Genomic DNA, 13,707 nt, shown 5'->3' with positions numbered 1-13,707 from the left:
ATTCGGAAACCGTACGTCAGCTTCTCAATAGCGGGCCGATGACAGGAAGGCAACTCATTGAAAAAATGAGTATAAGCCAGCCTACGCTTTCCCGTGCGATTAAAGAACTGGGTGATGACATCGTCAAAATCGGGGCGGGTCCATCTATTCAATATGCCCTGCGGGATACGTTTCGCGGATTCCGCTCGGCCCCGATTTATCGTGTTACCGATGAAGGGCAAATCAAACCTCTTGGTGAGCTGATTCCGGTTCGTCCGAAAGGGTTTGTGATGGTGCAGGCGGACCAGAAAAGCTTTCACAGCGACGGGCTGCCGTGGTGGCTGTTTGACATGCGACCGCAGGGCTATCTCGGCAGAGCGTATGCCTCAACTTATGCCAGCGGGCTCGGTCTGCCGGCGAATCCCGAACAATGGGCGGACGCAGATGTGGTCAGAGCGCTGCTGGCGCAAGGTCATGATGCGATCGGCAACCTGCTGATCGGCGAGCAGGCGCGCAGTCGATTTCTGGAAATGCCCGAACCAACACCCGTGGAGCGCGTGACGGCGTATCCCGAACTGGCGCGGGCTGCGGGCGCTGGTGAGGTGCCGGGCTCATCTGCGGGTGGCGAGCAGCCAAAATTCTGCACCTATACCGAACGCGGTCATGTGCTGGTGAAATTCACGGCGGCAGATGACAACCCAGTCAGCGAACGCTGGCGCGATCTTCTGATGGCTGAGCATCTGGCCCTGAAAGTGCTGGGTGTTGAGACCGACGTGTTTGATATTGCAGGGCAGCGCTTCCTCGAAATCCCCCGCTTTGATCGGGTGGGCAAAATGGGCCATCTCGGCGTGTTCTCGCTGCGCGCGCTTGATGCGGAGTTCGTCTGCAATGCCAGCGCAAGCTGGCCGGTCCTCGTCAAGCAGCTTGTAGCGGAAAAGTGTGTCCATTCTGAGGCCGCTAATAGCACGGCCCGGCTTTGGGCATTCGGCATGCTGATCGGCAATACCGACATGCACGCCGGTAACCTGTCATTCATCAGTCGCCATGGCCGTCCTTATCACCTCGCGCCGGCTTACGACATTCTGCCGATGGGCTTTGCGCCCAGAGCGGGCGGCGCCATCGTGAATACGCTGCGGCCAGCGTCACTGCCGGAAGTGGTCAGCAGCGATACATGGCGGGAAGCGCTGGCTTTGGCGGAAGAATTTTTGTCGCTGGCAAACAGTTGCGATGGCTTCTCAGCGCGTTTTGCGCCCTGCTTCGCCGCGTTACAGCAGCATCTGGATGAGGCCCGAGCGCGCATCGCCCGACTGGGCTAAGCGCCTTTCCTGATTGATAATTCCTTCAACGCTGCATCATCGAAACCGGCGGTGACAAACCGCCTCGCACCCGATTTTCACCCTCGCAACTTTGCAAAAGTAAAACGATCGGTTTACTTTTTAAGGTATGCGTAAAAAACAACATATCCTGAACGCTGCCGAGCGGCTGTTCTACAACAACGGTTTTCATGCCACCAGCACCGATTACATTTGCCGTGAGGCGAAGGTCTCCACGCGTACGCTCTACCAGCACTTTCCGTCGCGCGAGCGGTTAACTGCCGCGGTGATGACCGCGCGTCGGCAGCGCTTTGCTGATTTGTTGTCACAGCCAGACGATCCGGCAGCCATTAGCCAGCTGTTTTCGGTACTGGAACAGTGGATGCGGGCGGAAGGATCGCTCGGCTGCTTTTTTGCCAAAGCGTACGGAGAGTATGCGGAACAGGATGCTGAGCTGGCGGCGCAGGCGCTGGATTATCGCTACTGGCAGCGCGGCTACATACGTGCCTGCGTGGCGCACTCGCACAGGACTTCGCCGTCAGCGCTGGCCGATGCTATCTGGATACTGTTTGAAGGGGCGATTATGGCCGGGTTGATTGACGGTCCGCAGGCCGCGGTCACTGCACGTCTGGCGGCTGAGCAACTGATGGCGACTACGCCATGAAAGCCTCACTCCGCCTGACGCTGAGCGGCTTTATGCTGATTGCCGTGACCTACGGACTGGCGCGTTTTGCCTGGGGAATGATGATGCCGCAGGTGGCGCAGCAGATCAGCTTCAGCCCACGCGCGTCGGGCATGCTTGCCGCCTGCAGCTATCTGGCTTACTGCCTGGCCACGCCCGGCGCCACGCTGCTGCTGGCGCGCTGGGGCGTGCGCAGCACCGCCATGCTGGCAGCGCTGACGGCCATGCTCGGCTTACTGCTGCTGGCCGCTGCCAGCAGTGCATGGCTGATTGCCGGTGGGCTGTTTATCGCTGGTCTCGGTGCCGGACTGGCTTCCCCGGCGCTCGCCAGTGCCGTGAGCCGGCAAATTGACGCGTCGCGGCAAACCGCCGCTAATACGCTCATCAACGCCGGCACCGGCGCGGGCATTATTGTGTCAGTGCCCATTTTTATGCTGATGCCCGGCGGCTGGCGCGCGGCCTGCTGCTGTTTTGCCGCGCTGGCATTAATCAGCCTGCTACTGGCACGCTATTACCTGCCCGCCGGGCGCGCCGATCCATCGGGATCGCCGGTTGGCTGGCGCGATCGGTTGCACAACCGCGCGCTGCAGCGGGTGATCATCATCGCTTTCCTTAGCGGTGTCGCCAGCGCGGCGTGGTGGTGTTTTGGACCGGATGTGTTACGCCAGCACAGCCATCTGAACGAGAGCCACGCCAGTATGCTGTGGCTGGTTAGCGGCGCGGCCGGCATTCTCGGCGCGCTGACCGGTCCGCTGGCACGCTGCATCGGTATGCGTCAGGTGTACTGGCTGGCGCAGCTGGCGATGGCCGTTCCGCTGCTGTTGCTGGCGGCGCTCACCCACTTTAGCTACTGGCTGGTACCGGCTGCGGCACTGTGCGGCGCGGGATATGTCACGCTGTCGGGTATTCTGTTGGTTGCGGGTGCCGCCGCCATGCCACAGAATGCGGCCTCTGGCGTGGCGGCGGCATTTCTCACGCTGGCGATTGGGCAAATTGGCGGGGCGATACTCTTTGCGCAAATCTACAGCAGCAGCGCCGCTGCGGCACTGCTGCTGTTCGCCGCCATCCCGGCTGCGCTGCTGTTTCTGGTACCGGCTAACCCGCCGCAGCGGGCTGGCACTTAACGTCCGGTGGTGAGCCAGCGGCTGAGGATGCCGGCGCTGGAGTAGCCGCGAATGATCGCCGCGTAGCTGTCAAAGCGATTGCTCACTTCGCTTACCTGGTTGTTATACAGATCGCTCTCGGCGCTCAGAACATCCAGCAGCGAGCGGCGTCCGAGGTGATACCACTGATCGAAAAAGTCTTTGCGGATGCGGTCAGACTCGACAATCAGACTCTTATACAGCGCGGCGCGATCGGCCATCGAATGTGCATCCTGGCTGGCGGCGCGCACGCGATTCTCCAGATCGCGCCGCTGCTCCTGCACCTGCTGACGACTGGCTTCGGCGCGTTTAATCGCCGCAATCTCCTGCGCGTTAGTTGAACCACCGCGGAACAGGCCCCAGCTAACGTTGATGCCGGTTTGCCACGCCTGCTGGCGACCGAGCTGATCCTCACGCGTACTTTTGCTTACCGTCCAGTTGAGTTTTGGCAGGCCGGAAGCTTTAATCGCTTCCGCTTCTTTAAACGCCGCTCGCGTTTCCGCGCTGGCGCGCAGGATCAGCGGATGATAATCCAGGCTGGCCAGCTGGCGGTTGAGATCGCCAAAATTCATCGCCCAGCGATCGCTGGCTGGCAGCGTCACGCGACTGTTGCCCATCAGGCGGTTCAGCGTGATTTCGACATCGCGCGCGCGCGACTCGGCATTCTCCAGATAACTCTGCGCCTGCAGCAATCGGCCTTTGGCCTGCGTCAGTTCGCTGCGACGACCGGTATCTGACTGCACAATGCCGCTCAGCATGGTGGTCAGTTCGGTCATGCGCGCCACGTACTGCTGGCTGATGGCAATGATCCGCTGCTGCTTGTTCCACTCAATCAGCGCGTTGCTGACCTGCATCGCCAGCTCTTCACGCTGCGCCTGCGCCGCCTGCTGCGCCGAGGTCACGCGCTCTTCGCGGCTCTCGATGGTGCGGCTGGTCTGACCGAAATCAATCAGGTTGGTCGCCATCGACACGCCGAGCGCCGGCACGTTGCTCTGACTACCGTCGCTTTTTACCCCGCCACCAAACTCTTTGGTCGCCGAGCTGGCGCTGACATCCAGCTGCGGCCAGCGCTGTCCTTTCGCCTCATCCACGCTGGCAGCGGCGGCATCGGTCTGCGCCACGGATGATTTCAGCGCCGGGCTGATGCGCCAGGTGATGCGCGCGGCCGAGAGAAACTTCTGCCGCAGCTCGGATTCAGCCACGGTTTCATCCACCGCGCCGCTCAGGCTGACCGGTGAACGCGCCACGGCGGCATCGGCGGCGGTGGTTCTGGTTTCCGCTACCGGCGGGCTGACATAGCTGAACTCGCTCTGTGCTTTTACTTCTGCTTCATTCACCGGCACCGGCGCAGGCTGCTGTGGGTTGAAAGTGCGTACCGATTTCAGCAGCGGATTCGTCTGCCTGGGTTCCGGCTGGCGCTGCTCTTCCGTCAGAAAACCGCCGCCCTGTACCGGCTGTACCGGCGGTGGGGCAATCGGCGCTGCTGGCGCTGGTGCCGGTGCCGGTGCCGGCTGAGCGCGTGACGTGGCGACCGGTGGCGCAACCGGCGCGACCTGAGGTTGCGTAAACATCGGTTGCGGTGCCGGCGCGGTTGCAAAGCGCTGGGCTGGCGCAACGGGCACGCGCTGCACCGGCGCGCTGCGTACCGGTGCCGCAGCGGGGGCGGCCGGGCGATGTCCGCTCATCTCGGCAAACATCATCAGTTCACTGGTCGAATCGGCCATTACGCTGATGGCCGGGGCCATCATGACCGTAATGCAACCGGCAAGCAAAGAGAGGCGCCGCGCCGCTGCGCGACGGTGCATATTATTATTTTTCATGGTTATTAACGCTCGCGGAAGGCTTCTTTCGCCTTAAGTACCGGCTTCAGCAGGTAATCAAGGATGGTTTTCTCGCCGGTGCGGATTTCCACCGTGGCCACCATGCCGGGAATGATCGGCAGATCTTTATTGCCTGCGTGCAGCGTGCTTTTATCGGTGAGGATCAACACGCGGTAATAGGTGTCATCCGGGCGGCCGGAAGCGGCTTTCTGATCGTCTTTCAGCGTATCCGGACTGATGTATTCCACATGGCCATCCAGTCCGCCGTAGATGGCGAAGTCGTAGGCGGTGATTTTCACTTTGGCCGGCAGCCCCGGACGCAGGAAGGCGACATCAGAAGGACGGATTTTGCCCTCCACCAGCAGTTGCTCTTCCAGCGGCACGATTTCCAGGATGTGCTCACCGGGCTGAATCACGCCGCCGATGGTGTTAACGCGCACGTTTTTCACCGTGCCGCGCACCGGTGCGGTAATGGTGGTGCGCTCGACCACGTCCGCGCGGCCAATCAGGTTTTCGCTTACCTGGCTGAGTTCCAGCTCCAGCCGCGCCAGTTCGGTGTTGGCATCAGACTGGTAACGGTTACGCCGCTCAACAATCTGCGCCTGGATGTCGTTCGCCTGGCGCTGCATACGCAGCAGCTCGACCTCAGACAGCAATCCTTTCGCCGCCAGCGGCTCCGCCAGCCGAATTTCACGCATCGACAGGGCATAGCTGCGCTGCAGTGAGTTAATGCTGTCGTTCAGCGCGCGCTTGCGTGATTCATAGGCTTTGGTCTCCTGCGCAACCACGGCGGGATCGCTCTTCACCTGCTCGTCAAATGTCAGCGGCTGCGCGTAGGCTTCGGCACGCAAACGCGCAATGCTGCCCTTCAGGCCAATCACCTTGCTCAGCGCCTCGCGATAGCTTGATTGCGCACGCGTCGGATCGATTTTCAGCAGGACGTCGCCCCGGTTGACCACCGTGCCTTCACGCACGTTCATTTCGGCGAGAATGCCGCCTTCCAGACTCTGAATCACCTGCTCGCGGCTGCGGGAAATCACTTTTCCGTCGCCTTTGGTGATCTCCTCCACCCGCGCATAGTTTGCCCAGGTGAGACCGATGCCAATTACCGCGATGATGATCCACATCACCAGTTTCGATCCCGGCGTAGTTTGCGACAGCAGGGACGCCTGCACGTCATTCATGAATTCGGCATCCGCAGCGGAGAGATTTTTGCTGCGGCTGCGCCATGGCATTAACTTGATCATACTGCGGCCTCCTCTGCCGCGGCGACGGCGGGCTCTGACGTTGCCGAAGCATCGTTAGCCGGCGCAGGTGCGCGCGCCGCCTGCTCTACCGCCTGACGCGGCGGCTGGCGGGTTTTACCTTTACCTTCCAGCGCGGCCAGCACCTGCTCTTTCGGGCCATCCGCGACAATTTTTCCTTCCTCAACCACGATGATGCGGTCGACCAGCGCCAGAATTGACGGACGATGCGTCACGACGATCAGCGTGTGGCCTTCACTGGCGCGACGCAGATGGGCGAGGAACTGGCTTTCGGTCATGCTGTCCATGGCGCTGGTCGGTTCATCCATCAGCAGCACTTTGGGCCGCGTCAGCAGAGTTCGCGCCAGCGACACTAACTGACGCTGACCGCCCGACAGCCCTTCACCGCCCTCGCCGACCGACAGGTTGATGCCGCTCGGATGGCGCGCCGCCACGTGATCGAGACCGGTCAAATTCAGCACGCGCAGCAGTTCATTCGCGGTGGCATCCGGCCGGCCAATCATCACGTTCTCGCGCAGCGTGCCGTAGAACAGGCGCGCATCCTGGCTGACGAAGCCCACCGCTTTGCGCCAGTCGGCCGGATCGATCTGGTTAACATCGAGTCCGTCAGCGGAGATCTGCCCTTTCACCGGCTGATACAGACGCGCCATCACGCGTAACAGCGTCGATTTACCGCTGCCGATGCGGCCAAGAATCGCCACGCGCTCACCGGCCTTGATGGTCAGCGAAATGTCTTTGAGGATTTCCGGATTGGGCTTCATCGGCGGTGCCGGATAAGAGAAGCTGACGTTGCTCAGCGAGATCTCGCCGGTCAGCGGCGGATCGGTCAGATAAGTTTTGCTGCTGTCGCGATCGACCGGCATCTCCATCAGCTTATTCAGCGAGGTCAGCGCCGCTTTGGCCTGCTGATAACGCACCGCCAGACCAATCACCTGACCCAGCGGGCCAGTGGCGCGGCTGGCCAGCATCACGGTGGCGATCATCGCACCCATGGTGAAGGTGCCAGCGTTGATCAGATAAACCCCGGCCACCACCAGCATCACGGTCTGAAACTGCTGCAGAAAGGTCACCACGCCGGTTGCCAGCGTCGAATAGCGTTTTGACTTCATTGAGTTAGCCGACTGCAGCGCGCTGAAGTTCTCCCAGCGGCGCTGCATATGCGCTTCACCGCCCACGGCTTTCAGCGTTTCCATGCCTTCAACCGACTCAATCAGCACGCCCTGTTTCAGCGACGCATCGCGCAGATTCTCTTTCATGATGCGCGCCAGCGGCCACTGGATCGCGGCGCTGACGATGATGATCAGCGGGATCATCATCAACGGAATAATCGCCAGCGGACCGCTGATAAAGAAGATCACGCCGACGAACATCAGGATAAACGGCAGATCCGAAATCGCCGCCAGCGTCGCCGAAGCAACAAAATCGCGCACCGATTCGTATTCACGGATCTGGTTGGCGAAAGTGCCTGATGAGGCCGGCTTGTGCTCCATCTGGATCGACAACGCCTGACGGAACAGCATGCTGCCCAGCACCAGGTCGGCCTTTTTGCCCGCCATGTCCAGCAGATGCGCCCGCACAAAGCGGGTAATGGCTTCGAAGATCATGGCGATGGTGACGCCAATCGCCAGCGACCACAGCGTAACAAACGCCTGGTTCGGCACCACGCGATCGTAGACGTTCATGGTGAAGAAGATGCTTGAAAGTGCCAGTACGTTGATCAGCACGGCGGCGATGGCGGCGCTGCGGTAGTAACGGCGGTAGCGCCACAGGGTGCTGAACAGCCAGTGGCCTTTGACCTCCGGCAGCATTTCGCTGGCGCGCTCATCCAGTACCGCCGCCGGTTTCGCCATCACCGCAAAGCCGGCGTAAATCTCGTTGAGCTCCGCCAGGCTCATCTCCACCGCTTTATCACTCACCTCCGGCATGATCAGCTGGAAGCGCAGCTCGCGCTGATTCTCCTCATTGGTGTGAATGCGCCGCGACAGCACAATGCAGCCGCCGCCGTTCTGCCGCAGCAGTATCATCGGCATCAGCTGCTCCGGCAGATCCTGCAGGCGGCGTTCGACCATGCCGCCGGTAATGCCAGCGTTCTCCAGGGCGGTCATGGCCTGTGACGGCGACAGCAGCGTCGCTTTCGGCAGGCCGGCGACCAGCGCCTCTTCACTCTTCTCGCGTTTGTAGTGTTTGCAAATCCACGCCACGCTTTTTAACAGCGTGTCATCCACGGTGGTTTCGATACGAGCAACAGAACGCGCATCCTGCTCCACGGCATTCTGCTTCTGGTCCATCATTTCCCGACTCCTGTAAACCTGACAAAAAACGGTGGACGCATCGTCCACCGCAGACTTTTCTTTGAATTGGGAAAATTCTGACAGAAGGCAGCTTTCAGGCCGTCCAAGACTTGTCTCAAACGGTGGAGAATATTTATGAATAAAGTGGGCAAAGCCCGATTGAATGCGGTCTGGCGACCGATCGATTGCAGAATAATCGCGGCGCTGTTGAGCGCTGTCCTGGGCGTGTTATCTTAGCTGCTCGCTTTACTGCAACCGGACAAAGAGCAATGGCAAAACAGCGGGTAGGTATCGTATTTGGCGGCAAGTCGGCTGAACATGAAGTGTCGTTACAGTCGGCCAAAAATATTCTTGAGGCGATCGATAAAAACAAATACGACGTGGTTCTGCTGGGGATCGACAAACAGGGCGAGTGGCATCTCAATGACGCTTCAGGCTTTCTGCTCAACGCCGACAATCCGGCGCTGATTGCCCTGAACCGCTCCGGTGAAAACGTGGCGCTGGTGCCCGGCAGCCGCGCGGAACAGCTGATTACGCGGCAGCAGGCGCAGCCGCTGTCGCAGCTGGATGTCATCTTCCCGATTGTGCACGGCACGCTGGGCGAAGATGGCTCGCTGCAGGGACTGCTGCGCATGGCCAATCTGCCGTTTGTCGGGTCGGATGTGCTGGGTTCCGCGGTCAGCATGGACAAAGATTTCACCAAACGCCTGCTGCGCGATGCCGGCCTGAAAGTGGCGCCGTGGCTAAGCGTCACCCAGACGCAGCGCGCGACGCTGGATGTGCAGGCGGTGATCGCGCGCTTTGGCCTGCCGCTGTTTATCAAGCCAGCCAATCAGGGATCATCCGTTGGGGTGAGCAAAGTGACGCAGCCGGACGAATTCGACGCAGCGCTGGATCTGGCGTTCCGCTTTGACCGCAAGGTGCTGATTGAACAGGGCATCAGCGGCCGTGAGATTGAGTGCGCGGTGCTGGGTAACGAGGCGCCAGAAGCCAGCCCGTGCGGTGAAATTGTGGTGCACGACGCCTTCTACTCGTATGACACCAAATATATCAGCGAGAGCGGCGCGCAGGTGGTGGTCCCGGCTGACATCAGTGCGGAAGCCAGCGAGGCCATTCGGGCTGTAGCGATTACCGCGTTCCAGGCGCTGGAGTGCTTTGGCATGGCGCGCGTCGATGTGTTCCTCACCGAAACGGGCGACATTATTGTCAACGAAGTGAATACTTTACCCGGCTTCACCAACATCAGCATGTATCCCAAACTGTGGCAGGCGGCCGGCCTGAGCTACAGCGATCTGATTACCCGCCTGATTGAGCTGGCGCAGCAGCGGCATCAGCAATCCAGCCAGCTGAAAAGCAGCGTGTAACCTGCGATGGCGTGGCTCAGGCCACGTCATGCGCCATGCTGCGCGGCGCGATTGCCGGTGAGGTCTGATTGCGGCCGTTGCGCTTGGCAACGTAAAGGTGTTTATCAGCCGCTGACACCAGCCGGTTGATTACCCCCGGCCATTCACGTTCGTTAACCGCACCGCCGCGCGCCAGGCCGAGGCTGACCGTCACGGTCACGGTGTTGCCCTGAATCCAGAACTTCTCTTTCACCATTGCCTGACGAATCACTTCAGCCAGCTGAAACAGCTGGCTGTGGGTGTAATCAAACACCACCACCACGAATTCTTCGCCGCCAAAGCGGCACACCAGGCCACGACTGCCGACCACGTGCTGAATACGACGCGCAATCTCCTCAAGCACGCCATCGCCGGCATCATGGCCGAAATTGTCATTAATGGCTTTGAAGTAGTCGACATCCAGCATAATCACGCCGGCTTCACGCTGCAGGGAAAACGGCTGCTGGCGCAGGTTTTCATACAGGCCGGAGCGCGACAGTAGCTGGGTGAGGAAATCGTAATTGGCGCGCAATGCCAGCCGATGGTTAAGCTGGCGAATGGCGTCCATGCTCACCGCCACCAGCAGCGGGCTGAGCGCCACGGTGGCCACGCCGAGCCGTGCGGAAGTGAGATGGCTGATGGGCAGCAGCGAATCATCGCCCTGAATATTCATCACGCCGTGCGAGACCAGCACAATCTCGGTGATGCCGGTGAACAGAATCACCAGGCTGGTGATCGGAATCGGCAGAACAATGGCACACCAGATCAGCGCCGGTACCGGGAAGGTCAGACTGCCCGCGCCACCAATCAGCGCCCCCACCGTGAGCGACAGCGCCACGGCGAGCAGCGGCAGCAGCCTGGCCGGGTGTACCAGCGTCCGCAGCGGCACGCTGCGCAACGGACGCGTCAGCATCACCGGCAGCAGCATCAGCGAGGTGGAGAACTGCTCGCTGAACCAGTCGGCCCACGCCACCACAAAGCGCGCGTTGAAGTCGATATCCTGCGCCCACGCACCCCAGGTGGCGCAGGCTGCCGCGCCGAGCAGGCACGCCGGAAAGATGCGCATGGCGTTGAACACCTGGCTGTTTGCGGTTGGCGATTGCAGATGCTTAATCAGCATGCTCACTGACACCAGGATAAACAGGATATTGGCAAAATTAATCGTCACCGCTGGCAGTGCCCAGCCGGAAAAAACCGTATCGTTGAAAATCATGGCGGCAAAACACACCAGATAACTGGAGGTGGTGTGTAAAAACGGGTTGCGCACCATTAAACCGGCGATGAGGGCATTCACCGGCCAGAACAGGGAAAACTCTTCGGGAATACGCAGGTGGCTGCCAATAAAGCAGAAGAACAGCGTAATAAGACACAGCGAAAGAGCATTCTTTTTAACATTATTCTCTTCAAACAGCTTAACGCGCATACGTCTGAACCCTGTAACCTGAAATCGCTGCCATCCGTCGCTGGCATCAGCAATCATTTAACCTGAAAAATCCGTGCGATAATTCGCTAATTAACCCGGTATTCGTCGCCCTGCTCTGCGACTGAGCGGCGCTCACTCTGCCATGAAAGCCAGAGACGAGCTACCTGCCCCGCCGGCAGTAAGTGAAACAGGCAGGCGCTGTGAGCGGCAATTATGCCGTATAAATAAAAAAATCGGATATCCGGGATATCCGATTCTGGCGAAAAAAACTGCATGACTGCGCGCGGGAACGTTATTTCACCGCCACCGGCCACTGGCTCAGCCGGATACCGCGCTCACCGGCGCTATCCCCGAAATCCTGCAGCACCGCTTTCACGTCCGGATCCATATACTCGGCGTTATCGTGATCGACAATCACCACGCTATTTTCCGGGATCTCTGCCAGCAGCCCCTGCAATTTCGGGTTGTGCATAAAGGTCAGGTTTTGCTGAAAGCGCAGCACGTAATGGTCGTCATAGCGGGTAAGCTGCAGCGCGTTGCGATGGCTTTGGTAGATGCTGCACAGAATCTGCGTCGCGATACCGATACCAATCCCGGCCAGCATGCCAAACACAATGATACCGCCGATGGTGGCAAGAAACGGCACGTACTGCTGCGCGCCCATGCGAATCTGTTCGACGAACAGGCGCGGCGTTGCCAGCTTATAGCCGGTATACAGCAGCACCGCCGCCAGGCTGGCGAGCGGAATCGCGTTAAGCAGAGCGCTGAACCACAAGCCACAAATCAGCAGCAGCACGCCGTGCAGCAGAATCGACAGTTTGGTTTGGGCACCAACGCTGACGTTGACCGAACTGCGCACAATCACCGCGGTAATGGGCATCGCACCGAGCAAGCCGGCGGTCAGGTTACCGATGCCCTGCGCGAACATCTCTTTATTCGGTGACGGCGCCGGGTGCTGCGGACGCAGTTTTTTCAGCGCCTCCTGGCTGAGCAGGGTTTCAAGGCTGGCCACAAGCGCCAGCGTAATCGCTACCACCCACACCGACGGATTCTGCCACGCCAGCCAGTCAGGGGTTTCCAGCTCCGCCACCAGCGCCGACATACTGTCAAACGCCGGCAGTACGATACGCGGCAGGCCTTCGCCGAGGCTGGGAAACAGGCGATCGCCCAACACCGTGGCGAGGCAGCCAAACAGCACCGCCACCAGCGGGCCGGGGATCCAGCTCAGCGCTTTAACCGCTTTGATCGCGGGCGTGGTCCACAGCCACAGAATCAGCAGCCCGCTACCGGCCACCAGCATTGCGCTGAGCGAAAACGAAAACTCCCCGCTGACCAGCGACTGCAGACCGGCATCGCTTGCTGCGCCCAGCGCCACCGGAATCTGCTGCATAATCAACAGCAGGCCAATGGCCGCCAGCATCCCTTTGATGACGCTACCTGGCACCAGCGAGATAAAACGACCGGCGCGCAGCAGGCCGAGCATGCACTGCAGCACGCCAGCCAGAATCAGCGCGGTGAGAAAAGCGGAAAAGCTGCCCAGCGTATGGATTGAGGCCACAACAATGGTCACCAGCCCCGCCGCCGGGCCGCTCACGGCAAAGCGCGAGGGACTGAGCGCGGTAACCAGCAGACCGCCGATCACCCCGGTGAGCAGACCGGCAAAGGGCGGCAGACCGCTGGCCTGCGCGATGCCCAGACACAGTGGCAGCGCCACCAGAAACACCACCAGACCAGCAGGAATATCCTGACGAAGCGTTTGCAGATTCATGATGAGGGTTCCTCTGACGATTGCTGTATTAACTCTTTCAGATGGCCGGACTGCAGGTCATATACGCAGCCAAATACATCCAGCTGCTGTCCGGCCTGCCAGGCCTGTTGCACCGGCTCGCAGCGCACCAGCTGGCTAAACTGGGCGATAACATTGGCTTCAACCAGCCGGTTAAGCTTGCTGCTCTCCTCTTCCTGCGCGGGACTGGCGTGATACGCCACTAATCCCTGCTGCAACGCGCGGCGCAGCGCGGCAATGCGCCGGGCAAGCGCCGAATCCTCCTGCGCTAACGGGCTGGCAGGCAGACCCAGCGCCGCCTGCACGCCGCCGCAGCCGTAGTGACCGCACAGCACAATGCGCTCGACGCCGAGATAAAAAATCGCGTACTGCAGCACGCTGAGAAAGTTGTCATCATCGGGTAGTACCATATTGGCGATATTGCGGTGCACGAATAGCTCGCCCGGATGCGAGCCGGTCAGCACTTCTGCCGGTACGCGACTGTCGGAACAGCCAATCCATAAGGAGTGGGGTTTCTGCTGATGCAGATATTGTTCAAAGTAATCTGGATTACGCTCGCGGCGCTGGAGTGCCCAACTGCGATTTTTCGCTAATAAGGGTTTAAGGGTCGTCACAATTATCTTC

10 protein-coding genes are annotated in these 13,707 nt (G+C 60.1%); 4 read left to right on the top strand and 6 right to left on the bottom strand.

The genetic code is table 11. The features are described from left to right. The 3 genes from yjjJ to QMM04_RS16075 all read left to right on the top strand — a co-directional run. A partial coding sequence (yjjJ, locus tag QMM04_RS16085) for a type II toxin-antitoxin system HipA family toxin YjjJ (protein WP_282996532.1) occupies window positions 1-1,295 on the top strand: 1,295 nt, incomplete at its 5' end. Between the two features lie 127 nt (window positions 1,296-1,422). Then, entirely contained in the window at window positions 1,423-1,956 is a 534-nt protein-coding gene (locus QMM04_RS16080; protein ID WP_282996531.1) for a TetR/AcrR family transcriptional regulator, read from the top strand. After that, window positions 1,953-3,098 carry an MFS transporter gene (locus QMM04_RS16075; protein WP_282996530.1) on the top strand — a complete coding sequence of 382 codons (1,146 nt, stop codon included), beginning with the start codon at window positions 1,953-1,955 and terminating at the stop codon, window positions 3,096-3,098. The genes QMM04_RS16080 and QMM04_RS16075 overlap by 4 nt, the downstream gene beginning before the upstream one ends. On the opposite strand, the gene QMM04_RS16070 is transcribed toward QMM04_RS16075, so the two are convergent. Genes QMM04_RS16070 through QMM04_RS16060 form a run of 3 tightly spaced genes read right to left on the bottom strand, consistent with a single transcriptional unit; the run spans window position 3,095 to window position 8,492 of the window. Next, entirely contained in the window at window positions 3,095-4,936 is a 1,842-nt protein-coding gene (locus tag QMM04_RS16070) for a TolC family protein (protein ID WP_282996529.1), read from the bottom strand. The two genes, QMM04_RS16075 and QMM04_RS16070, sit on opposite strands and share 4 nt — an antisense overlap. Before the next feature lie 5 nt (window positions 4,937-4,941). Beyond that, window positions 4,942-6,183 carry an HlyD family type I secretion periplasmic adaptor subunit gene (locus QMM04_RS16065; RefSeq protein ID WP_058759830.1) on the bottom strand — a complete coding sequence of 414 codons (1,242 nt, stop codon included), beginning with the start codon at window positions 6,181-6,183 and terminating at the stop codon, window positions 4,942-4,944. After that, window positions 6,180-8,492: a type I secretion system permease/ATPase gene (locus QMM04_RS16060; RefSeq protein WP_021509682.1), complete on the bottom strand. Its 2,313-nt coding sequence runs from the start codon at window positions 8,490-8,492 to the stop codon at window positions 6,180-6,182. The genes QMM04_RS16065 and QMM04_RS16060 overlap by 4 nt, the downstream gene beginning before the upstream one ends. A 269-nt stretch (window positions 8,493-8,761) precedes the next feature. On the opposite strand from QMM04_RS16060, the gene ddlA reads away from it, so the two are divergent. After that, window positions 8,762-9,856 carry a D-alanine--D-alanine ligase gene (gene ddlA / locus QMM04_RS16055; protein ID WP_282955096.1) on the top strand — a complete coding sequence of 365 codons (1,095 nt, stop codon included), beginning with the start codon at window positions 8,762-8,764 and terminating at the stop codon, window positions 9,854-9,856. A gap of 16 nt (window positions 9,857-9,872) precedes the next feature. Here the strand turns inward: ddlA and QMM04_RS16050 are convergent, their stop codons facing one another. The 3 genes from QMM04_RS16050 to QMM04_RS16040 all read right to left on the bottom strand — a co-directional run bounded on the left by QMM04_RS16050 (window position 9,873) and on the right by QMM04_RS16040 (window position 13,703). Next, a complete protein-coding gene (locus QMM04_RS16050) occupies window positions 9,873-11,297 on the bottom strand; it encodes a GGDEF domain-containing protein (protein ID WP_058776404.1) in 1,425 nt (474 codons plus the stop codon). A gap of 292 nt (window positions 11,298-11,589) precedes the next feature. Further along, window positions 11,590-13,065, bottom strand: coding sequence for a SulP family inorganic anion transporter (locus tag QMM04_RS16045; RefSeq protein WP_058781145.1), 1,476 nt, complete (start codon window positions 13,063-13,065; stop codon window positions 11,590-11,592). Beyond that, complete coding sequence (locus tag QMM04_RS16040) at window positions 13,062-13,703, bottom strand: carbonic anhydrase (RefSeq protein WP_058771348.1); 642 nt, start codon at window positions 13,701-13,703, stop codon at window positions 13,062-13,064. Before QMM04_RS16040 ends, QMM04_RS16045 begins: the two co-directional genes overlap by 4 nt. Window positions 13,704-13,707: the final 4 nt, after the last annotated feature.

The organism is Pantoea sp. Pa-EAmG (assembly GCF_030024295.1).
Taxonomy (GTDB): Bacteria; Pseudomonadota; Gammaproteobacteria; order Enterobacterales; family Enterobacteriaceae; genus Pantoea; species Pantoea dispersa.
The sequence above is the reverse complement of the archived record's forward strand: the minus strand, read 5'-3'. Positions and strand labels throughout refer to the sequence as shown.